This is a genomic window from Noviherbaspirillum soli (assembly GCF_015352955.1).
Classification (GTDB): Bacteria; Pseudomonadota; Gammaproteobacteria; order Burkholderiales; family Burkholderiaceae_D; genus Noviherbaspirillum_A; species Noviherbaspirillum_A soli.
This window is the reverse complement of the sequence record NZ_JACYOX010000020.1, coordinates 1-22967: the sequence shown is the minus strand read 5'-3', so window position 1 is coordinate 22967 and position 22967 is coordinate 1. Positions and strand designations below refer to the sequence as shown.

The 22967-nt window shown below is 65.1% G+C and carries 16 protein-coding genes; 6 read left to right on the top strand and 10 right to left on the bottom strand.

Translation table 11 applies throughout. The annotated features are described in order from the left end of the window. The first annotated feature begins 158 nt into the window (after window positions 1-158). Together IGW04_RS15100 and IGW04_RS15095 are read left to right on the top strand one after the other, a co-directional pair. Window positions 159-1730: an ATPase domain-containing protein gene (locus IGW04_RS15100; protein ID WP_194713913.1), complete on the top strand. Its 1572-nt coding sequence runs from the start codon at window positions 159-161 to the stop codon at window positions 1728-1730. Next, entirely contained in the window at window positions 1727-2953 is a 1227-nt protein-coding gene (locus IGW04_RS15095; RefSeq protein WP_194713912.1) for a sensor histidine kinase, read from the top strand. Before IGW04_RS15100 ends, IGW04_RS15095 begins: the two co-directional genes overlap by 4 nt. Here IGW04_RS15095 and lipA read toward each other — a convergent pair whose 3' ends face one another. From lipA to IGW04_RS15075, 4 genes are read right to left on the bottom strand one after another with little or no spacing between them, the layout of a single operon-like run. Continuing rightward, on the bottom strand, window positions 2954-3928 hold the full coding sequence (gene lipA, locus IGW04_RS15090) for a lipoyl synthase (RefSeq protein ID WP_194713911.1): 975 nt from the start codon (window positions 3926-3928) through the stop codon (window positions 2954-2956). 26 nt (window positions 3929-3954) lie between these two features. Then, window positions 3955-4599, bottom strand: a complete 645-nt coding sequence (lipB, locus tag IGW04_RS15085; RefSeq protein WP_194713910.1) for a lipoyl(octanoyl) transferase LipB — start codon at window positions 4597-4599, stop codon at window positions 3955-3957. 7 nt (window positions 4600-4606) lie between these two features. Beyond that, on the bottom strand, window positions 4607-4918 hold the full coding sequence (locus IGW04_RS15080; protein ID WP_194713975.1) for an HP0495 family protein: 312 nt from the start codon (window positions 4916-4918) through the stop codon (window positions 4607-4609). 18 nt (window positions 4919-4936) lie between these two features. Beyond that, window positions 4937-5785, bottom strand: coding sequence for a D-amino acid aminotransferase (locus IGW04_RS15075; RefSeq protein WP_194713909.1), 849 nt, complete (start codon window positions 5783-5785; stop codon window positions 4937-4939). Between the two features lie 361 nt (window positions 5786-6146). Between IGW04_RS15075 and IGW04_RS15070 the strand changes: the two genes are divergently transcribed. Together IGW04_RS15070 and IGW04_RS15065 are read left to right on the top strand one after the other, a co-directional pair. Further along, on the top strand, window positions 6147-7172 hold the full coding sequence (locus IGW04_RS15070) for a hypothetical protein (protein ID WP_194713908.1): 1026 nt from the start codon (window positions 6147-6149) through the stop codon (window positions 7170-7172). Between the two features lie 63 nt (window positions 7173-7235). Then, the gene (locus IGW04_RS15065) at window positions 7236-8015 is read left to right on the top strand and encodes a hypothetical protein (protein WP_194713907.1); all 780 of its coding nucleotides are present in this window, start codon (window positions 7236-7238) and stop codon (window positions 8013-8015) included. 398 nt (window positions 8016-8413) lie between these two features. Here the strand turns inward: IGW04_RS15065 and IGW04_RS15060 are convergent, their stop codons facing one another. The 3 genes from IGW04_RS15060 to IGW04_RS15050 form a co-directional block, all read right to left on the bottom strand. Beyond that, window positions 8414-9562, bottom strand: coding sequence for a D-alanyl-D-alanine carboxypeptidase family protein (locus IGW04_RS15060; protein WP_194713906.1), 1149 nt, complete (start codon window positions 9560-9562; stop codon window positions 8414-8416). Between the two features lie 154 nt (window positions 9563-9716). After that, window positions 9717-10352, bottom strand: a complete 636-nt coding sequence (locus IGW04_RS15055) for an alpha/beta hydrolase (protein ID WP_194713905.1) — start codon at window positions 10350-10352, stop codon at window positions 9717-9719. A 7-nt stretch (window positions 10353-10359) separates the two neighbouring features. Continuing rightward, on the bottom strand, window positions 10360-10686 hold the full coding sequence (locus IGW04_RS15050) for a (2Fe-2S) ferredoxin domain-containing protein (RefSeq protein WP_194713904.1): 327 nt from the start codon (window positions 10684-10686) through the stop codon (window positions 10360-10362). Window positions 10687-10891: 205 nt separating this feature from the next. On the opposite strand from IGW04_RS15050, the gene IGW04_RS15045 reads away from it, so the two are divergent. Beyond that, window positions 10892-12562: an AMP-binding protein gene (locus IGW04_RS15045; RefSeq protein ID WP_194713903.1), complete on the top strand. Its 1671-nt coding sequence runs from the start codon at window positions 10892-10894 to the stop codon at window positions 12560-12562. A 189-nt stretch (window positions 12563-12751) separates the two neighbouring features. Continuing rightward, entirely contained in the window at window positions 12752-12979 is a 228-nt protein-coding gene (locus tag IGW04_RS15040) for a glycine zipper 2TM domain-containing protein (RefSeq protein ID WP_194713902.1), read from the top strand. A 27-nt stretch (window positions 12980-13006) separates the two neighbouring features. Here IGW04_RS15040 and IGW04_RS15035 read toward each other — a convergent pair whose 3' ends face one another. From IGW04_RS15035 to IGW04_RS15025, 3 genes are all read right to left on the bottom strand, one after another. Beyond that, complete coding sequence (locus IGW04_RS15035; RefSeq protein WP_194713901.1) at window positions 13007-14371, bottom strand: HlyD family type I secretion periplasmic adaptor subunit; 1365 nt, start codon at window positions 14369-14371, stop codon at window positions 13007-13009. A 61-nt stretch (window positions 14372-14432) separates the two neighbouring features. Beyond that, on the bottom strand, window positions 14433-21920 hold the full coding sequence (locus IGW04_RS26060; protein ID WP_194713900.1) for an Ig-like domain-containing protein: 7488 nt from the start codon (window positions 21918-21920) through the stop codon (window positions 14433-14435). A gap of 474 nt (window positions 21921-22394) precedes the next feature. After that, entirely contained in the window at window positions 22395-22847 is a 453-nt protein-coding gene (locus IGW04_RS15025) for a hypothetical protein (RefSeq protein ID WP_194713899.1), read from the bottom strand. Window positions 22848-22967: the final 120 nt, after the last annotated feature.

The window sequence follows — 22967 nt, the reverse complement described above, 5'->3', positions numbered from 1 at the left end:
ATTGTTCGGCATTAAGACAAGTACCCAGTTGTATGAAGTAGTATTTGACTGCAATTCAAAAGGGGAAATCGTGCAGCCGGGCCAGTGCCGCCGCACGATGCCCGTCGCCTCCCGGCAGCCTTTGCATCGCCGCTTACATCAATCGTCGGAAAGAAATCATGGCCGTATCCTTGGTAAAAATGGGCATTCCCGGACTGGATGAAATCCTGCTGGGCGGCCTGCCGCGCAATAACAATGTGCTGGTGGAAGGCCAGCCCGGTTCGGGCAAGACCACGCTGGGCCTGGGTTTCATCCATGCCGGCGCCGCGCTGTATGACGAGCCGGGCGTCATCGTCTCCTTCGAGCTGGAGCCGGAAAAGCTGCTGCGCGACGCCAGCGGCTTTGAATGGGACCTGCAGCGCCTGATCGACGCCGGCAAGGTCCGGATCATCCAGACCAGCCCGGCCGCGCTGCTCAGCGAATTCCGCAGCAATGACGGCGCCTTCTCGGCGGAACTGGCCGCCATCGGCGCGCGCCGGCTGCTGATCGACGGCCTGACGCCGCTGCGGCTGTATGCGGAAAACAATGACATCCCGTTTCGCGAAGACCTGCACCTGCTGGTCGAGGGGCTGACCAGGCTGGGCGTGACCACCATGGTGACGGCCGAGCGCGACGAAGGCGGCAAGGACGGTTTCGCGCATGAGCGCTTCGTGTTCGACACCATCATTTCGCTGAGCCGCAACGAGCAGCGCAGGCGCCTGCAGCGCAGCCTGTCGGTGGCCAAGTCGCGCGGCCAGGACTTCATCGGCGGCAGCCATACGATGCGCATCGAACCGGGCGTGGGCATCCATGTCTATCGGCGCGCGCAGTCGCGGCCGCTGGTGGCGGAGGAGCAGCCCACTTCCAGCAAGCGCCTGTCCACCGGCGCCGAGGCGGTGGACCGCATCATGGGAGGCGGCGTCTATGAAGGCTCGATCACCATGGTCTGCGGCATTTCCGGCACCGGCAAGACCGTCCTCGGGGTGCAGTTCCTGACCGCCGCGATCGCCGCGGGCAAGCGCGCGCTGCTGGTGACGCTGGACGAGCATCCGCGCCAGCTGATGCGCAACGCCGCCTCGCTCGGCTTCGACCTGGAACCGCTGCTGGCCGACGGCTCGCTGTTCATGCTGTACGAGTCGCCGCTGGAACTGGAACTCGATGTCCATTTCGACAAGGTAGCCAGGCTGGTGCAAGAACACCAGATCGACTGCGTGGTGCTGGACTCGGTGGCGGTCTATGAACTGAGCAGCGCCCATGAGGCGGCCGATTTCCTGTATGCGCTGGCCAGCTTCTTCAAGGACCGGCTGGCCACCGTGTTCTTCAACTATGAAAGTCCGGAACTGCTGGGCCTGTCCCAGATCAGCGAGGAGCTGAAGGGCTCGCACCTGGTGGACAACATCATCCTGCTGAACTACGTGGAAATCTCGACCCGGCTGCGGCGCGCCATTGCGATACCCAAGGTGCGCGGCGCCGACAACCAGCAGCTGACCAGGGAGTACATGATCGGCCAGGGCGGCATCACGGTGATCGAGGAAGATGAGGACAAAGCCGAAAGCGGCGCGGTGCCGCAGCTGCCGTTCTCGTCCTATTACGGCTTGCTGGCCCGCTCGCCGTCCAGGCGCAGCCCGGTGATCGAGGAAGCGCTGTCGCAGGGCAGGGGCCTGCCGGAGTCGAGTGCGCCGGTGGTGCGCGAAATGGATAAGGGTCAATGACCGAGCAGGAAAACGTCGACGCCGGCTGGAGCGCCTGGGAACAGGCGCTCGCCCAGTTCTCCGCCGCCAGCGGCCTGGTGGTGTCAGCCTATGACGCCACTGGCCAGCGCCGTCTCGGCCCTTTCCTGCAATCCCGCCTGTCGACCTTGCTGGCCGGCTCCACGCTGTGGGACGCGGATGGCGACGGCACCCGCTTCGAGCAGGCGCTGGCGATGCGGGCCGCAAGCGAGGGCCAGGCAAGCGCGCTGTTTTGCGAGGAGCTGTGCGTGCAGGCCGTGCCCCTGAGCCTGTTTGGCAAGGTCTATGGCGCAGTGGTCTATGGCTGGGCCTTCAACCGCTTCACTTCCGGCATGGCCTGCGAGCGCATCGCCCGCCAGCTGGGCATCTCCGGCGCGCGGCTGTGGACCCAGGCGCGGCTGGAATCGCCGGTGCCGCAGAGCCGGATGACGGTCTACACCGAACTGCTGCGCACCCTGATCGATTCCACGACCCGGCAGAAGGAGGCGATTGTCCGCCTGAATGAATTGAACCGGATGCGCGACGTGTTCCTGGCTACCGTGTCGCATGAGATGCGCACGCCGCTGTCGGCGATCTCGATGCGGCTGGAAATGCTGCTGCGCAGCCAGCTGAACGATCCCGAACGCCTGCGCCGCGAACTGGGCACGATGATGCGGCACGTGGGGCAGGAAACCCGCATGGTGGAAGACCTGATCGACGCCGCCCAGACCCGCAACGGGCAACTGGCGATCCGCCCCGAGCATGTCTCCCTGATCCGCATCCTGAGGGATGCGCTGTCCACGGTCGAGCCGGGAGCGCAGGCCAAGCAGGTGGCACTGAGCGCCGCCCTGCCGGCGCAGGAAGAGCTGATGGTCTGGGGCGATGCGCAGCGCCTGCAGCAGCTGTTCTGGAACCTGCTGTCGAACGCGGTGAAGTTCACGCCCACGGGCGGCACGGTGCGGCTGCGGGTGATACCCGGCGCAGAGCGGCATCTGATCGAAGTCACTGACACCGGGCAGGGCATTGCCGAACAGTTCCTGCCCGAGGTGTTCGGCGCCTTCAACAAGCAGCAGTCGCAGAACGCCGGCGGCCTGGGGCTGGGCCTGTTCATCGCGCGCCATATCGTCGAGCTGCATGGCGGCGTGATCGACGTCAAAAGCGGCGGCGCCGGCCAGGGCGCCACCTTCACGGTCAGTCTGCCGGCGCTGGCCGGCGCAAGCGCCTGATCAGGCCAGGCCGGCGCCGTGCGCCTGCAGGTCGGCGTGGTAGGAACTGCGCACCATCGCGCCCACGGCCGCATGCACGAAACCCATCTTGTAGGCTTCTTCCTCGTACATCTTGAAGGTGTCCGGATGCACGTAGCGGCGCACCGGGAGATGGTCGCCCGACGGCATCAGGTACTGGCCGATGGTGAGCATGTCGACGTCATGGGCGCGCATGTCGCGCATGACCTGCAGCACTTCCTCGTCGGTCTCGCCCAGGCCCACCATGATGCCGGACTTGGTCGGGGTGTGCGGATGCATTTCCTTGAAGCGCTTCAGGAGGCTCAGCGAATACTGGTAGTCCGAACCCGGACGGGCTTCCTTGTACAGCCGCGGCGCGGTTTCCAGGTTGTGGTTCATCACGTCCGGCGGCGCGGCCTTCAGGATTTCCAGCGCGCGGTCCATGCGGCCGCGGAAGTCCGGCGTCAGGATCTCGATGCGGGTGGCCGGCGACAGTTCGCGCACGCGCTCGATGCAGGCCACGAAATGGGCGGCGCCGCCGTCGCGCAGGTCGTCGCGGTCGACCGAGGTGATCACCACATAGTTCAGCTTCAGCGCGGCGATGGTTTTCGCCAGGTTTTCCGGCTCGTTCGCATCCAGCGGGTCCGGGCGGCCATGGCCGACGTCGCAGAACGGGCAGCGGCGGGTGCACTTGTCGCCCATGATCATGAAGGTCGCGGTGCCCTTGCCGAAGCATTCGCCGATGTTGGGGCAGGACGCTTCCTCGCACACCGTCACCAGGTTGTTGGCGCGCAGGATGTCCTTGATCTCGTAGAAGCGGGTGGTGGGCGAGCCGGCCTTGACGCGGATCCAGTCGGGTTTCGGGATGCGCTCGGCGGGCACGATCTTGATCGGGATGCGCGCGGTTTTGCCGGCGCCTTTCTGCTTCTCGCTCGGGTTGTAGGCGGAGGAAGCAATCTCGGTCGGGTTGGATGCCATGGTATGCAGTGCGCCTGGCGGCGCCACTATCCTTTCAGTCGGTCAATGAGTTGGCGGGCCAGCGCCTGCTGCACTTCGTCCAGCGGTGCGGTAACCCCCAGGGTTTGCATGTCCACTGTCGCCAGGCCGGCGTAACCGCAGGGGTTGATCCAGCCGAAGGGCGCGAGGTCCATGGAAACATTGAGGGAGACGCCGTGGTAGGTGCAGCCGTTGCCGCGGATCTTCAGGCCCAGCGCGGCGATCTTGGCGCCGCGCCAGTCGCCGTCGGCGACGTAGATGCCGGGCGCGCCGGCCCGGCGCTCGCCGGCCAGATTATACGCCGCCAGCGTTTCGACCACAGACTGCTCGATATTCCAGACGAATTCGCGGGCGAACAGGCGGGCGTCGCGCTGGCGCCGCTTCAGGTCCATCAGCAGGTAGATCACCGCCTGCCCCGGGCCGTGGTAGGTGACTTCGCCGCCGCGGTCGGTCTGTATCACCGGAATGCCGTGCGGGTCCAGCACATGGGACGGATCGGCCGCCAGGCCCAGCGTATAGACCGGCGGATGCTCGACGATCCACAGCTGGTCGGGCGTGGCCCCGGTGCGCGCGTCGGTATAGGCGCGCATCGCGTCGAAACTGGCCTGGTAAGGCTCGCGGCCGCGGTGAACGAGGACGGGCGAGCCTTCCATGGCGCCGTTACAGCACGACCTTGACCATCGGATGCGAGCTCAGCGCGCGGTACAGGTTGTCAAGCTGTTCACGGCTGGTGGCGCGCACGGTGGCGGTCAGGGACAGGTAGTTGCCCTTGGACGACGGCCGCATCTCCATGCGCCCGGCGTGGAATTCCGGGTCGTGCTGCGTCACCACCTCGACGATCACCTCGGCAAACGATTCCTGCATCGCGCCCATGATCTTGATCGGGAAATCGCTCGGGTACTCGATCAGGCTTTCCGATGTTTGCAGATCGTTCAGATTCGTCAGGTTGCCGGTATTGTTCAGCTTGTCCATCATGCGCTCCTGGTTGATTCAGGCTGCGGCTTTCGCTGCCTGGTAGGCCTCATACAACTTAGCGTATATGGGGCCTGGCGCGCCGTTTCCAACCGGCTGGCCGTCGATGCGCGTGACCGGCAGCACTTCCTTGGTGGCCGAGGAAAGCATCACCTCGTCGGCGGCGAACACTTCCTCACGGCTGATGCGGCGCACCTGCATCGGGATGCCCAGGCCCTCGCACAGTTCCTGGACCAGGCCGTAGCGTATGCCTTCCAGGATCAGGTTGTCCTTGGGCGGCCCGGCCAGCACGCCATCCTTGATGATCCACACATTCGACGACGAGCCCTCGGTCAGCATGCCGTCGCGGAACTGGATCGCTTCCGTCACCTGGTTTTCCGCCGCATGCTGCGCCGCCAGCACGTTGCCCAGCAGCGAGACCGACTTGATCTCGCAGTGCAGCCAGCGCTTGTCGTCCATCGTCACGCACGACACGCCCTTGCCGCGCACCTCGGCCGAGGGCAGCACCAGCGGATTGGTCATGATGAAGACGGTGGGCGTGACTTCGGCCGGGAAGGCATGCGCCCGGCGCGCCACGCCGCGGGTCACCTGCAGGTAGACCATCTGGTCGTCGTCCGGGCTGGCATCCACCACCTGCTGGATCAGCGCCATCCAGCCGTCAAGGTCATGCGGATTCGGTATGCCGATCTTGTCGAGGCTGCGAAACAGCCGCGCCATGTGCTGCCCGGAGCGGAACATGCGGCGGCCATAGATGGGGATGACTTCATAGACGCCATCGCCAAAGATGAAGCCGCGGTCCAGCACCGGGATCTTGGCTTCGGACAGGGGCGTCATTTCGCCGTTGAGATAGACCAGGGGATCGTTCATGTTTTTTCCAGGGGATGTGGGAATACGGATTCTTGCATGCGCGGTCAGGGCGGGTGATGCGGATTCGGCATGACCCCGGGCCGGTCGGCAAGGCGCAAGGGAGCGAATTATAGCGGAGCGGGAGGGATGGGCCGTGCAGCACGGGCAGTAGCGCCCCGGTGCAAGCAGCGCAGCAACATCGTTACAAGAGGAGTTTGTCGCGCTTAATAATTCTGGCGCAAAACCCGGACTCCATCGAACTTACCCCGCCTGGCTGAAGGGTGGCCAGGTTCACGCTCCACAGGTCTTTGATGGCACAGGCCTGATCACTTTCCCTTACTTCCTCATTTCGGACCCTGACATGAAAAATAATCATCGTTCCATGCTGTACGGCGCACTGCTTTTCCTGGCATTTTCTGTTGCCGCTTGCGGTGGCAGTGGTTCCGGCTCCAGCCCCAGCCCCAGTTCCAGCGCCGGCGACAGCGCAAGCACGCCGAAAAACCTGCCGGCGGTTCAGAGCGTGATTGACCAGAGCAATTACGTCAATACGGCGGCGCATGCCTACCTGGCGCCGGACAGCCTGGGAGGCATTACGCGACTCAATGACATGTTCCTCTCGGGTGTCAGTGTGAACACGAAAGTCCCCGGGTTGACCGAACTGGCTACGGATGTGCTGCGTCAGCTTGTTGGCAAGCAGGCTTCCACCGTGACAGCGGTTGTCGAGTCGGCCTCCTGCCCGGGGGGCGGCACGGCGAAAGTGAGCAGCTCCGGCGATTCCCTGGACGACATGAAGCCGGGCGACGTCATTAGTCTGGAGGCGAGCAACTGCGGCGTATCCGGTCTGAAGGTCAATGGCGGTTTGATGCTGGCCTTGAAGGAAGGCAGTGTGGTCCCTGTCCCGAATGGCGCATCGCAGAGCGTGATGCAGTTTCAATTCAGCAGCCTGTCAGTTGCGAGCGAAACCGAGACTGCGCTGATCGACGGCGACGTGACAGTGAAGTATGGCCAGTCCAGCGCAGGCGATATTACAGTCGTGATGTCAGGCGACGCCCTCAGGACGATGCTGAAAAGGGATGGTGCGCTCGTGACGGACCGCACCCTGTTTGGATTCGAATCCGCCGCCACCACCACGATCGCCAAGCACACTACCAGCGGGAACTACACGCTGAGCGCCAGTTCGCCCTCGGTCAGGGATTTGCATGTCGGGGTGAAAACCGTCACACCCTTTGTTTATGGGGCCGACATCAACCCGGTATCCGGTTCGATGCTGGTGACGGGCGCATCGTCGAGCGTGACCATCACGGCAGTCGATGCGGCCAGCGTACGGCTTGACCTGAGCGCCAGGGGCGACGGCGTGATCACCGAGAGCCGGACTGTTTCCTGGCCTGAATTCGAGAAATCATTCTGAGGCCCGGAACCCAAAATCCATCCGGCAGGCCGGCGGCCTGCCGTTCTTTTTTCGGCAACCAACATGCTTTTCAAAACCATTCCGGCAATGCTGGCCGCCGGCGTTCTGATCTCACCGGCCCATGCCCAGTGGACGCCCGCGCTGGGCATCGCGGCCAGGCAATTCACCCTCAACGAATACGATGCCGCCGGGCGCCGCATCGTGCGGGAGCAGGGCTGGCTGCCCGGTGTGGAAGGCCGCCTGGCTTACCGGACCGGCGACTGGACGCTGTCGGCGCAGGCGTCGCATTACCAGCATGACATCGGCTATCGGGGGCAGACCCAGTCCGGCGTGCCGGTGGACAGCCGCACCGACACCGCATTGACGCAATCGGGCGTCGGCATTGCCTATGCAATCAATGCCATGCTGAGCGCCTCGCTCGCCGTTGAACTGGAGCGCTGGCGGCGTGATATCCGGGGCGTGGGCCGGGTGTCGGGACTGCAGGAGCGCACGCTGTCGCGCCGCGCGCTGCTCGGGCTGGACACAAGGATTCCGACCGCGCATGGCGAGGTGATGGCTGGCGCCGCATTGCTGTTCGCAGCGCCGGAAAAGCTCCGGGTCGGGTTTTCAGGGCAGTTCGACGATGTTTCGTTCGACACCCGCCCTGCACATGGCATGCGGCTGGGCCTCGGCTGGCAGCCGGCCGCATGGCCGACGCTGGAGCTGCATGCCGGCCTGGACTGGTGGAAGGTGGGACGCAGTGCGGATGCGGCGCTGAGCAGGAATGGCCGCCGTGCCGGGACGGTCGCGCAGCCGGAACATGCCGTGACCAGCATGCGGCTGGCTGTGCTTTACCGGTTCTGAGTCCGATTCCAATTCCAGTGCAGCCTGACGGAAAGCACGCCGCTGTATCGCGCGTAATGGCTTGGTATCGGTATGCAGTCTGCCGCGCTACTGTCCGCGGGCGCAGGGCGCAGCTTAGAGCGAATCTGGCCAGACTAGCTTCATGCTGCAGGCTCAGGTGCGGCGCCCTTGCATTTTTTCCTTTGGCATGCCCCTGATGCCGTAGGGTGGAATACCCCAAAGGGGCATTCCACCATGCGTGGACCAGCGAAGGTCCTTGAGATGATTTTTGCGGTATGCGACCGCGGTGCAATGCCCTTCGGGTATTGCAGCCTACGAAGCGCTGACGACATCGACTGCCGCCAGGGTTTTTTCATGGCTTGAAGAGACCCGGGCAAGCAGCCCCGGCCGTCACTACATCACTTCATCATCAGCCGTACCGAATCCCAGGCGCGGCCGAAGATGCTGGCTTCATTCACCTGTTCCAGCGCCAGCAGCGGCGCCTCGGTGATGGTCTTGCCGTCGGCGACCATCTTCAGCGTGCCGACCCGGCTGTTCTGCGCAATCGGCGCCACCAGCGGGTCCTTGCGTTCCACCACCGGCTTCATCTTCTCGGCGGTGCCCTTGGGCACGGTCACGTACATGTCGCGGTCGAAGCCCAGCTTGACTTCCTTCTGCGCGCCTTTCCAGACTTCCGGCGTGGCCACGGCCTGGCCCTTGGCGTACAGCTTGACCGTGTCGAAATTCAGGAAGCCCCAGTTCAGCAGCTTCTGGCTTTCCTGCGCCCGCACCGAGTCGGACTTGGTGCCCAGCACCACCGACACCAGGCGGCGCTCGCCGCTGGTGCCGTTGGGACGGTGCGAGGACGCGATCAGGCAGTAACCGGCGGCCTGGGTGTGGCCGGTCTTCATGCCGTCCACGGTCGGATCCAGCCACAGCAGGCGGTTGCGGTTGGGCTGGGTGATCTTGTTGTAGGTGTAGCTCTTGGTCGAATAGATCTTGTACATCTCCGGATAGTCCCGGATCAGGCGCGAGGCCATTATTGCCAGGTCGCCCGCGGTGGAGTAGTTGTCCGGGCTGGGCATGCCGGCCGCATTGGCGAAGCGGGTGGACTTCATGCCCATGCGCTCGGCTTCACGGTTCATCAGCACCGCGAAGGCATCCTCGGTGCCCGACACCGCTTCGGCCAGCGCCACCGCGGCGTCATTGCCGGACTGGACGATCAGGCCGTACAGCAGGTCCTTGACCGACACCGGCGTGGCCGGCTCGATGAACATCTTGGAACTGTCGCCCGACACCTTCCAGGCCTTGACCGACACATTGACCATCTGGTCCAGCGTGAGCTTCTTGTCCTCGATCGCCTTGAACACCAGGTAGGCGGTCATGATCTTGGTCAGCGAAGCCGGCTCGATGCGCAGGTCGGGCTCCTGCGCGGCCAGCACCTGGCCGCTGGTGGCGTCGAGCAGCAGGTAGGAACGGGCGGCCACGGTGGGCGCGGGCATGGTCTGGGCGACCGCGGCGGAAAGGGTCAGGACGGAAGCGGCAAGCGCCGCAAGGATCTTTTTCATGGAGTTGGACAGGATGACAACGCGCCGGACTGGCGGCGCGAGCGGTTGAAAACGAAGGTTCGCATTATAAGGCGGATTGCGTCCGCGAAATCCGCCCGGGCCATGCAAAAAACCTGTATGGCCGCGTCGCGGCGCGGTCATCAGGGCATGGCGCCTATCTGTGCCACATCGCCGTCACCAGGTTCTTGATGTGCTGGAGCCTGCGATGGAAGAAGTGGTCGGCGCCGGGAATCACGATCACCGGTATGTCCTGCGGACGGGCCCAGTCCAGCACCGCCGACAGCGGGATGGTGTCGTCCTGCTCGCCGTGGATCAGGATGGTGTCGGCCGGGACGTCGGGCATGGCCCACTTGCCGGCGGCCGCACCCACCAGCACCAGGCGCTCGGCCGGCTCGCCCTGTTCCTGCAGGCGTTTCTGCAGCTGCGCCTGGACGAAGGTGCCGAAGGAAAAGCCCGACAGCGCCGCCGGCAGGCCGGGATACAGCCCGCGCATGTGCGCCAGCAGCAGCGCCATGTCGTCGGTCTCGCCGGCGCCGGCGTCATGCACGCCGGCGGACGCGCCGACGCCGCGGAAGTTCATGCGGGCGGTCGCATAGCCCAATGCGACGAAGGCGCGGGCCAGGGTCTGCGCCACCTTGTTGTCCATGGTGCCGCCATACAGCGGATGCGGATGCGCCACCAGCGCAATGCCGCGCGGCGACGGGAACTGCGCGCTGTCGGGCAGGTCGAGCGCGCATTCGATCGGGCCGACGCTGCCGGCGATGGTGAAGGGCTGGGTATGGGCATTCATCGCAGGCTCAGATCTTCAGGCGTTCGACCACCTTGCCGCCGATCAGGTCGGAATCGATGATTTCATCGATGTCGCTGTTGTCGACGAAGGTGTACCAGGTGCCCTGCGGATAGACCACCAGCACCGGGCCTTCCTCGCAGCGGTCCAGGCAGCCGGCCTTGTTGATGCGGATCTTGCCCTGGCCATTCATGTCCAGCTTCTTGATGCGGCGCTTGGCATGCTCCTGCGCCGACTGCGCGCCGCGGTCGGCGCAGCAGGGGCGGCCGTCCTCGCGGGCATTCATGCAGAAGAAGACATGCTTTTCGTAATAGGGTTTTTCGGCTTGGTCGCTCATGGGGATTCGATTCGGTGGGCTGCTCTGCGGAAGGGGGATGATACACCGCGGGGCAGGGGCGTGCAGGCAGGGCGGCGATGCCAGCCTGCGCAATGCGGTGCGGCCATGTCATGGCAGAATCGGTGCTCTGTGCGCGGCATGAGCAGGCGACAAGACCTGGCAGGCCGCGCCCTCCATTCCTTCATCTCCGAGACAAGGTGAATCCATGCATTCTTCAGACGCATTCCTCGCCGCGCGCGACTTCCTGCAGCGCCATCGCACCGACTACGACACCGCCTGGCGCGACTTCCGCGCCCCGGCGCTCGACCGCTTCAACTGGGCGCTGGACTTCTTCGACCGCCAGGCACAGGACAACCATGCGCCGGCGCTGTGGGTGGTGGAGGAAGATGGCGCGCAGCAGAAGATCTCCTTTGCCGAGATGGCCGCGCGCTCGAGCCGCATGGCCAATTACCTGCGCGGCCTGGGCGTGGCGCGCGGCGACCGGGTGCTGCTGATGCTGCCCAACCGGGTGGAACTGTGGGAGCTGATGCTGGCCTGCATCAAGCTGGGCGCGGTGATGGTGCCGACCACGATGCTGGTGTCGGGCGACGACCTGGCCGACCGGCTGCAGCGCGGCGCGATCCGGCATGTGGTGGCGCAGTCGTCCGAGGCGCCGAAGTTCGAGGGCATGGCCGGCAGCCATACCCGCATTGCCGTGGGCGGCAAGGTGCCGGGCTGGCATGACCTTGCCGATGCGGCCGGCGCGCCGGCCGCCTTCACGCCCGACGGCGAGACTCTCGCCAGCGATCCGCTGCTGCTCTACTTCACCTCGGGCACCACCTCGCGGCCCAAGCTGGTGCTGCACAGCCACCAGAGCTATCCGGTCGGCCATCTGTCGACCATGTACTGGATCGGCCTGGAGCGCGGCGGCCTGCACTGGAACATCAGCTCGCCCGGCTGGGCCAAGCATGCCTGGAGCTGCTTCTTCGCGCCCTGGAATGCGGGCGCCACCGTGTTCGTCTACAACTACGCCCGCTTCAATGCGAAGGAGGTGCTCGATGTGATCTGCCGCTGCGGCGTGACCTCCCTGTGCGCGCCGCCGACCGTCTGGCGCATGCTGATCCAGGAAGACCTGGCCGCCTTCAAGGTGCCGCTGCGCGAACTGGTCGGCGCCGGCGAGCCGCTCAATCCGGAAGTGATCGAGCAGGTGGAGCGCGCCTGGGGCCTGAAGATACGCGACGGCTTCGGCCAGTCGGAGACCACGGCGCAGATCGGCAATCCGCCGGGTCAGCCGATCAAGCCCGGCTCGATGGGACGGCCGCTGCCGGGCTACCGCATCGCGCTGCTCGATGCGGACGACCAGCCGGCCGATGAGGGCGAGATCTGCATCGACCTCTCGCAGCGGCCGCAGGGACTGATGCTGGGCTACGAGGGCGACGCGGCCAAGACTGCCGACGTGATGCGGGGCGGCTTCTACCACACCGGCGACATCGCCCGGCGCGACGCCGACGGCTACTACTTCTACGTCGGCCGCAATGACGATGTGTTCAAGGCGTCGGACTATCGCATCAGCCCGTTCGAACTGGAAAGCGTGATGATCGAGCATGAAGCGGTGCTGGAGGCGGCGGTGGTGCCCAGCCCGGATGCGCTGCGCCTGTCCGTGCCCAAGGCCTATATCACGCTGCGCGCCGGCCATGCGCCCGACCGGGCCACCGCGGCGTCCATCTTCCGTTATGCCCGGGAAAAGCTGGCGGCCTACAAGCGCATCCGCCTGATCGAGTTCGCGGAACTGCCCAAGACCATCTCGGGCAAGATCCGGCGGGTGGATTTGCGGCGGCAGGAAGAAGGGCGTTCGCAGCGGCGCGAGGGCGAGTTCAGGGAAGAGGACTGCGCGTAGGCCTGGGCCGCTCCGACTGGCGTCGATGGCGGCAAGGGCGCAGGTCGGCAAGCTCCGACAGGGTGTAACAAATTACAACTGTTCTGGCCGACAATCGGCTGTTGCAATTATTCTTCGGCAACAATGATTGCCGCCGCACCCCGTCGGGCATCGGCGGTTCGTGCAACCCTCCAACCCAAAGGTTATTCCATGCGCATCACTTTCCGCCCGCTTTCCGTCGCCGTCCTGCTCGCCGCCACGCTGGCCGCCACCGGCTGCGCCAACATGTCCCACCGCGACAAGAACACCGTGATCGGCGCCGGCGTCGGCGGCGTGGCTGGCTCGGTGCTGACCGGCGGCTCCGCGATCGGCACCGTGGGCGGCGCGGCAGTGGGCGGCTTTATCGGCAACCAGGTCAATACCGGCCGGCGGCGTTAAGCCGATGATGGCGGCGCTTCATGCGCCTTAACGTTCACGGGCGCTGTCATGCATGGCCCGGCGCAGCGGCGAAAGCAGGTATTCGAGCACAGTGCGCTGACCCAGCCGGATTTCGGCAATGACCTGCATGCCCGGCACGAGTGCCAACTTCTCCTTGTCGGAGGCCAGATACTGCGCATCCAGGGCGACCAGCGCCTTGTAGCCCTGCCAGGACGGGTTCCTGCTTCTTTCCGCACTGGCTGGCATGGTCGGGGTGTTCGCGGCATCCTGGGCATCGGCGCCAAGGTGGATCACGGCGCCTTCCAGCATGCCGTACTTCTGGAAAGGATAAGCGGTCAGCTTCACCTTGGCCTTTCTGCCCACCTGCACAAAGCCGACATCGTCATTCCTGATCTGCACCTCGGCCAGCAGGGCTTCATGCCCGGGCACCAGGGTCAGCAGGATAGCGCCCGGCGTGACCACGCTGCCCGGCGTATGGACGAAGACTTCCTTCACCACGCCATCCTGCGGCGACTTCAGCTCAAGCAATGCCTGCCGCTGGCGCAGCTTGTTCAATTCCTGCTCCAGCCTGTGGGACTGGCTGGCCGTTTCCACCCGCTCGTTGCGCAAGGCGCTTTCATAGGAAGATGCGATTTGCGCAAGCCGCTTGCGTGACAATGCCTCCGCCGCCCGCAGGCTCTGTACCACCTCGGCCTGCGCCTGCAGCTCGCGCTCCCTTTCGATTGCCTCCCGCGTCTTCTCCTGCACCTGCAGCGCAGGGAAAAAGCCTTCCCTGCCGAGCCGCGCATAGCTTTCCGCCTGCTCCCTCAGCATCGTTGCCGACTGCCTGAACTTGTCATGCGTCGCGATGGCCGCCGCGAGTTCATGCAATGCCCTTGAAAGCGCCTGTTGCTCCTGTTCCAGACTGTCCTGCTGGCTTTGCCTACGTGCGGCGAGTTGCGCCCTGGCCTGGATGAACAAGGGGTCATGCATGTCTTCCGGACGCGCCAGCAGGGCGGTGCCGGCCAGTTCGGCATCGATGCGCCGCAACTGCCAGCGCTTGCTGTCCAGTTCGCCGCCGACGCTGGCCAAGTCCGCCTGCAGCAGGCTGCCGTCCATGCGCATGAGCACCTGGCCCGCGCCCACCGTATCGCCTTCCCGCACCAGGATTTGCCTGACCATGCCGGCATCGCTGGGCTGGACGATCTTGACCAGGCTTGCCGGCACCAGGCGTCCCTCGGCGCTGGCAATGATGTCCAGTTTCCCCAGCGCGGCCCATAGCAGCGCGCAGAAAAAGAGCAGGGCGAGCAGATACAGAACGGCGCGGGTGGCATGGCTTGGCGGCGCATGCAGGAATTCCTGCATGGCATGGGGCTCTTCCCAGCCGCCCGGGGCGGCGTGCGGCGGGATCAATCCGCCACCCCGGGAACGGCCGGCGCGGCCTGGTCTGCCTGCTTCATCGGGCAAGGCCGCTTCATGCGACCAGCCGCCTTGCGCCATCGGCCTGGCTTGCCGCGCCCGCCTGGAAGGGCTGCGCCGCAATGCCGAACTGCTCCGATGACCATGCTTGCTGGCCGCCATTGAGCAGCGCGCTTGTCAGCATGCCTTGCTGCGCATACTGGAAGGCGGCTTCGCCGCCCAGCGCCAGGCTGTCGCTGCTGCCTAAAAAAGCGGCAAGCAGGCCATTGCTCAGATCCCAGCGCGTCAGCGGCGTGAGGCCACCGGCATGGCCATTGCGACTGGCGTTGGCCGCGTCCACCAGGGAAGAAAAATCATAGGTCGCCACCGTCGGCCGACCTGAAGCGTCCATGCCCGCGCCGATGAACTGCAGCCGTTCGACGGTCTGGTACGACTTTCCCGCATACCAGCCAGACAACGTGATCATGTCGCCCTTGCCGGCATCCACGATCAGATCCGGGCCGCTGCGGCGCAGGCTGATGTCGTCACGGGAAATGCCCTCGCCGAAGGACAGCACATTGCGTGACGCGCTGGCGGAAACGATGGTGTCGGCACCGTCGCCGCGATTGAAGGCAATGATGTTGCGCCCCGCGCCGATACGGATCGCATCGTTGCCGGTTCCGCCCGCGATCAGGTTGCTGCCGGCATCGGTGCTGATCGTGTCGCGCCCCGGCCCGCCCAGCAGCAGATTGCGGCCATGGCTGTCGGCAAGGCTGTCATTGCCGGCGCCGCCGTCCAGCACGTCATTGCCCCAGCCGCCATCGGCCACATCGTTGCCATTGCCGCCGCGCAGCAAGTCATTGCCGCTCGATGACCACAGCACATCGTTGCCGTCGCCACCCTCGATGCCGACGTCGCCGCAGGCGAGAGACGCGCTGCTCAGGTTGACCACGTCATCGCCCGCGCCCATGACGATGCGTTCAATTGAAACCAGTCCCATGCCGCCGCTGCCGTCGAGCAGCACCACATCGTTACCAGCCGTGCCCAGCAGGGTATCGCTGCCGCTGCCGCCGTCGAACAGGTCCTTGCTGCCCTGGCGGCCCGCGAGCGACACCGTGGCACGGCTTGCGGCATGCCCGGGGCTGCCGAGGTTGCTGGTGATGGCGCGGTCGCCATACAGCATGTCCACGCTCCATTGCAGCTCATCATCGCCGGCGCCGCCAAAGAGCAGGTCGGCGCTGGTGCCGCCGTCAAGCAGGTCGTTGCCGTCGCCGCCTTGCAATCGGTCCCTGCCAGCCGCGCCCGACAGGGCATTGCCGGCATGGTTGGCGGTTAGGACGTTATCCAGGGCATTGCCGACGCCGGTGCGGGCGGTGCCGGTCAGCACCAGGCTGTCGACATTCGCAGCCAGCGTCAGGTCGACGCCGGACTGGACGGTGTCGATGCCGTCGCCCGCCAATTCCAGCACCACGTCGCCGGGCGCATTGACAACATACCAGTCGTCGCCAGTGCCGCCGGCCATGATGTCGGCGCCAGCGCCGCCGTCCATCAGGTCGTTGCCGGCGCCGCCCGCGAGGAAATTATCCAGTTCGTTGCCCGTCAGTTTGTTGTCGAGCGCATTGCCCGTGCCGCGCAGCGCGCTGCCGGTCAGAACCAGATTCTCCAGATTGTCCGGCAGACCCATGTCCACGCTGGCCAATACCGTGTCGATGCCGGCGCCGGGCAGTTCAAGCAATGCATCGCCTGGCTCATCCACGATATAGCGGTCGTCGCCATTGCCACCGGCCATGACATCGGCGCCCGCCGCGCCGTCGAGCAAGTCATTGCCGTCATCGCCATACAACCGGTCCTGCCCCAGCCCGCCATACAGCAGATCGTCCCCGGCGCCGCCGCGCAGCGTGTTGCCGGCGTCATTGGCGGTGATCCGGTTGTCCAGCGCATTGCCTGTGCCCGTCAGGCTGGCATGGCCAGTCAGTTCCAGGTTTTCCACCGCCGCGCCAAGGAGGTAATCGACGCTGGCTCGCACCAGGTCCGTACCCTGCCAGGCAGACTCGATGGCCATGTCGTTGGCGTCGTCAACAATATAGATGTCGTCGCCATTGCCGCCCGCCAGCATGTCAGCGCCGGCACCGCCATCGAGCACGTCGTCTCCCGCTTCGCCGTACAACTGATTGGCCAGGGCATTGCCTGTTAGCGTATTGTCCAGCGCATTGCCAACGCCGCGCCGGGCCTGTCCTTGCAATACCAGGTTCTCGACCTGTGCCGCCAGCACATGATCGATGGAGGCATACACCGTATCGCTGCCTTCGCCGGCGAGTTCGAGCACCGTGTCGCCCGGATCGTCCACCCAGTAACTGTCATTGCCGGCGCCGCCTGCCATGCTGTCGGCGCCGGCGCCGCCGTCGAGCGGATTGTCGGCGGCATTACCGACCAGCCGGTTGTCCAGCGCATTGCCGCCTGCCGCCACGGCCGCCGCGCCGGTCAGGACCAGTTGCTCGACATGGTCCGGCAACACCAGGCTGACACTGCTGTTGACCGTGTCCATGCCTGCGTTGGCGGCTTCCACGATGTGGTCGCCGGCATTGTCCACCCAATAGCTGTCGTCGCCAGCGCCGCCCGCCATGCTGTCGGCGCCCGGCCCGCCGTCCAGGATGTCATTGCCGTCGCCACCTTCGAGCAGGTTGTCGGCCTTGTTGCCCGTGAGCCGGTTGTCCTGCGCATTGCCCACGCCGCGCCGCGCATTGCCGGTCAATATCAGGTTTTCCAGGCCCGCGCCGAGCACATAACCGTCCAGCGATGCGCGCACCGTGTCCCTGCCTTCGCCGGCGGCTTCGGTGATCTGGTCGCCGGGATGATCAACCACATAGGTGTCATCGCCATTGCCGCCGGCCATGGCATCGGCGCCCGCGCCACCGTCCAGGAAATCATTGCCCCGGCCGCCATCTAGCAGGTCGTCGCCTGCTCCGCCCGCCAGCAGGTCGTCGCCCGCGCCGCCGAACAGCGCGTCGATGCCTGCGCCGCCATGGAGGTTGTCGTTGCCGTCGTCGCCAGCCAGCACGTCGGCGCCGGCGCCGCCGTCCATCAGGTCGTTGCCGGCGCCGCCAAACAGCACGTCGTTGCCGTCCTGGCCGAACAGCGCGTCGGCGCCGTCGCCGCCCAGGACCAGGTCATTGGCCGCGCCGGCAAACACGGTATCGTCGCCGTCGCCGCCAAACACCACATCCTCGTCGCTTCCCGCGTACACCACGTCGCGGCCCGCACCGGCGAGGATCAGGTCGTTGCCCTGGTCGTCGAAGACGAAGTCGTCGCCGTTGCCGGCGGCGATGCGATTGCTGCCGGTGGTGCCGACCAGGACATCGTTTCCATCGCCGCCGATCACATCGCTGGCTGGGCTCCAGGCGCTTTTGTTCAGGATACGGCTCGTTCCGTCCGGCTGCGGCAGCAGCACCTGGCTGCTCACCGCGAAGCTGACATCGGCCGCCGCCATCACCGATCCATCCGCCATGTCGACCGCGACTTGGCCATGCACGGTATTGCCGTTCTGTGCGCTGAACTGGTTGTCGCTGGCCAGCGCGATGGCCTGTATGCCAGCCTGAGACAAGGTGCCCAGCTCGCCGGCGTCCGACACGCCGTCGCCGTTGCTGTCGCGCCAGACCAGAAGGCTGTTCCACAGACGGTCAAGCGGACTCAGTTTGCCGTCATGGTTGCTGTCGAACGCGGCCAGACCTTGCAGGTCGGTTTGCGCGCCGGGCAAGTAGGAGCGAAAGCTCAACTCCTGTTGGCCGGCAATGCGGCCGTCGCCATCGGCATCATGGGCTAGCAGGCCATCGCCTGCCGCCACCCAGCCCATGCGGTAGCGCCAGCCATCTCCCTTGATATCGTAAAAAGCCTGGCTGTCCTGCGCGGAGAGCAGATGGATGCCGTTGCGGTCCAGGTCGAGCACGATCGGGTCGCCTTCTCCTTCTCCCTCGCCTTCACCTTCACCTTCACCTTCACCCCCTTCGGCGCCTTCCGCTCCCTCAGCCTCGCTGGTCTCCGACTCGCCCTCGCTGCCGCCCGCCTCGGCGCCTTCGCCACCTCCACCGCCGCCCCCACCCCCACCACCGCCACCACCGCCACCGCCACCGCTTTCCGACTCGCCTTCGCCCGGAAACCAGAACCAGTCTTTTGCGCCCGGTGATGGCATGTGCAGCATCTGCCGTGCCGACCCGCCATGCGCGTCGCTGACTTCGACCACGAAGGCATCGTCGGCGCCGACATAATCCACCGGGGTGTAGTTCCAGGAACCGTCGGCATCGACAGTTGCGTGACCATGCACGCCGTCCTGCGCTATCTTGTAACGTAAAACGCTGTCGTCGACATCGGTCACGGTCAGCCTGCCTTTGTAAGGATCGTCATCGAAGGCAACCGGATAATCCCGATAGAAATAATCCCCGTCCCTGTCCTGCCCGGCGTCAGCCACGCTCAGCCCGATGCCCGGTTCGTAAAGCGGCCTGCGCACCGGAAAGCCATTGATGTATTCCCCCGTGTTGGCGTAACCGTAAATGGGCTTTACTCCCTGCAGCACGCCGGTGACGACCGGCGCATCGTTCACGGGCGCAATGCGGATGTCCACCGGCGCGCTGGCGCTGTGGCCATTGGCGTCGCGCATCACGTAACGAAAGCCGGCCTCGTCACCGTAATAGTCCGGTTCGGGATCGAAATGGATGATGCCGCCATCGAGCCTGACGCTGCCATGGCGCGCCTGACTGACTTCACTGATGGTCAGGCCCACGCCTGGCGCGTCGCCCAGGCTGTCGTTCTGCAGCAGCAGGCCGACCGGAATCTCCAGCGGCACATCCTCGCGGCCATTGGCGATGCCATCCTTGCCCGGCGCGGCCACCGACAGGTCGTCGGACTGAACCACGCTCAGGCTGAGCTTGCCGTCGCTGGATTGAACCAGGATGCCGCCCTCCACCAGGTGCAGCCTGGTTCCCACGGCATCGGCTTGCAGGTCGGGGCTGGCCATCTGCAGCGTCCGGCCCTGGCGCTCATAGCTGCCACGCCGGTAGTGCAGGGCGGTGATGCCCAGCTGCGCCAGGGTGCTGGCTTCGCCGGTTTCCTGCATGCCGTCGCCATCGGCATCGTTCCATACCCGCAGCGCCTGGAACACCGGGTCGGCCGCGCTGATGTCGCCGTCGCCATTGGCGTCGATCCAGTCCAGGCTGGCCAGGCCTTGCCCGCTGCTGGCAATGCGGCTGTTGCCGAACAGCTCGTTGCCGTTGTCGGCGACGCCATTGAAGTTCCGGTCGAGCACCAGGAAACCGTCGCCGCTGGCTAGCCAGGCGGTCTTCCTCAAGTAACCGTCGCTGTCCACGTCGAAATAGACCGCATGGCCTTCCCTGCTTGCCGGCTGCACGCCGTTGCCGTCGAGGTCCAGCATGACCGGTCGCCAGGCGATGGTGGCGACATCCGGGTTGCGGGCCGGCGCCAGCTGGCCGTTGCGCTGCGCCCGCTGCAGCTCGGTCAGCCCGGCCTGGGGGCTGCCGGCCAGGGTTTGCAGGCGGGCGGTGTCGACTTCCCATTGCGGCGCGATGGCTTCGCGGTTCAGCGCGCTGTAGAGGAACTGATCGCCCAGCGAGCGGAAGAATTCCGGCGTGCCGGCGGTCATGCCGACTTCCAGTCCGGCGCCATCGTACTGGAGCGTGCGGTCGCGCCCGGTGACCGGGTCGATGTCGTGCAGTGTCCACGGAATCTTGCCGGCAACCCGGTACACATCGCCGTCATAGGACACGCTCGGCAGCCGGTTGGGAATGATGCCCAGCCTGAGCGCCGGGTTGTCGCGGTTGACCGTGTCAATGATGGATTGCAGGCCGTCCTGCACACCGCCCAGCAGCGAGCGCACCAGGGTGGCGCCGCCATGCTCCTGTTTTGGAAACAGATCGTCGCGCAGATTGAAGGCGGCCTCGAAATCGAAAATATTCGGATCCTCGCCGCCGCCGCCGGTCACCTCCATGCCCAGGCTGCCATCGGCTTGCCAGGTGAACCGGCCGCTTCCCCACAGCGGCGGCGGATCGCTGGCAAGGATTTCGCCGAGCGCGAGATGCAAAACCGAGAGAAATGGGACCATCTCGGGATTAAAAAGCGCCGCAATATTAGTCGCCACACCAACCGCGTCGCCATTCTTCATGCTGATAAGCAGGTTCAGCACCGGTAGCGCCGTATTCAGTTCACCAGCCAGTTCAAAGGCTGCGGCATTGCCTTCCAGGATCGCTTCGGCCGCGCTGCCATATTCCGCCGTCAGCGCCTGGGTATAGGCGTTCACGCCCACGCCGAGCGTCTGGGCGCCCGCCTGCACCGAGCCCAGCACGTCGCCCTGGGCAATCGCCTGCTGCAGGTTGTACAGCGCGGCGGCGCCGGAAAGCACCTGGCTGGCGCCGGTCAGCACCGTGCCTGCCCCGGCGCCCGATTCATTCTGCAGGTTGACCAGGGTGTTGACGCCGCCGGCCAGGGCGCCAATCCGGTTGCCGCTGCGCAGCGCATTGATCATGCTCATGAAGCTGGTGGCGCTGGCGGCGGCGTAGCGAAGGTTGGCCGCGCCGTTGTCCACCGGCAGGCTCTGCAGGAGCTGGTTGTCGCCGTCATAGACGTTCTGCACCGTGCCGTCGGCGGTTGTCACGGTATCGATGCGCAGCACGCCGCCTTCATCGTCCTTCAGGGTTTCCTGGTAGGTGTGGCTGATCACCTGTCCCTGGCCATCCTTCTGCACGGTATCGCTGGCGCTGCGGCTGTCGTTCCAGGTGGTCAGGGCCTGGCGGTACAGCATGCCATCGGTGTTGAAGACCAGCTGCTGGCTGTGGCCGTCGCGGTAGTCGGTGGTCTGCACGATGCGCTGGTCCGCGTCCCGGCTCAAGACCGAGGTGTCTTGCAGGACGCCGCCATGGTAGGCGCGGATGGTGAGCATGCCCTCGCCCTGCTCGCTGCGCACGCTTTCCAGCGCGGCGGAGGCTTCCGGCGCGCCGGCCCAGCGGGTCATGCTGGTCACGCCTTCGCCGGCGCCCAGGCTGAGGTAGCCGCCCTGGCCATCGGGCAAATCGAGCTGGCTGTAGATGCCCGACACGATGACGACGATCTTGCCGGGGTCTTGCGGCGCCACCCATCTGAGCCGCGCGCCGCCGCCCAGGTCGGCGGCCACCCAGTCCTCGTCCAGCCGCTGTGTCGCGACCGGCCGGCCGCCGGCCAGGGCCTGCAGGTCCAGCGTGCCGCCGCTGAAGACGGCGCCGCTCCAGGGCAGCTGCACGCCGGTGAACGGGTCGGCCGACAGGGTTTCGGTGGGCAGGATGCTGTGCATGACTTCGAGGAAGTTGCCGATCTGCCCGAAGTTGGCCAGGCCGGGCACCAGCGCCATCCATGCCTGGGCCTGGCTGCTGATCGCGGGGTCGGCCGAGAAGGCCAGCCGCCCGACGCTGTTGGCCAGCGCCGTGCTCGCCATCAGGCTGTCGAGCCCGCTTCCGCCGGTGTCGCGCAACTGTTCCCAGGCTTCCTCGACAGCCTGCTCACCGCGCGTGGCGCGGATCAGGTCCATGGGGATCTTGAGGGTCCAGTTGTTGATGGAGAGGTTGTTGGCTTCGAAGGCGTCGGCGTGGAAATCTTCAGTTTCTAGAAAATCGATATCACGCGTGACTATGCCGTCTGATCGGCCTGCAATGGCTACAAGAGTTTTTAAATAACCCAGCGACATCGCTACCCGGATATGGTCGATTTGCTCCGGGCTAAGATTTTGGCCCTCATTGTTGCTCCACCCCAGTACCGCGCTATCTTTCAAAAATTTAAGTGCCGATTGGCCAGTAATGGTGTCGCCCCGTGCAACCCCTGCTGCCCATCCAGCATAGTTGTAACCTTGGGCAAGCAGCTCATCATAGACCTGTAACGCCTGTGGCAGACCGCCGGCATTGACACGGTCAATATAGGCTTGAATTTGCTGCGTAGTGAGGGGCTGTGGCAGTTGAGGCATGGTGATGATCTCCTGGCTGGATGCAGTCTGATTCATTCATAAACTTCATTTGCGATTACTAACGCTGCCCTCGGCAGCCTTGAAACTCCAAACCAACCGGCTGACGTCGTTCTGGATCTGCCGCCACTGCGGCAGCAAGCCACGGCGGTAACTGACATCTACCTCGACCTTCATGCCTGGTTCCATCGAAAAGGACTGTGAACATGGCGCCGCTTCATGCGGCCGGTTGCTGCAATTGATATAGGTGTCGACCCTACCGTCCGCTGCGCGGTGCAAGAAGACGTCTTCGGCATACAAGCCTTCCCGGTATGGCCGCTGGGTCTTGGGGTCAATGCCTGTTGGCACATAGACGGTGAGGCCATGTAATGGCTCACCGCTCGGTTCATAGCGCTCCCATGCCAGTCCACTGCCATCAATCTTCCAACGTTCCAGATAGCTGGCTTGGCGGTCGAGAAAACCATCGCCGGAATAGATATGTCCTGATTTGACTAAGAGCATCTAACAAAATGGAATTTTCGTTGTCATAGCAACTCGTCGATAATTATCGTGGCGAGGCAATATGGCACGCGAACTGGTTGATGATGAATTGTGGCAAACAGTCCGACCCCTACTGCCAGT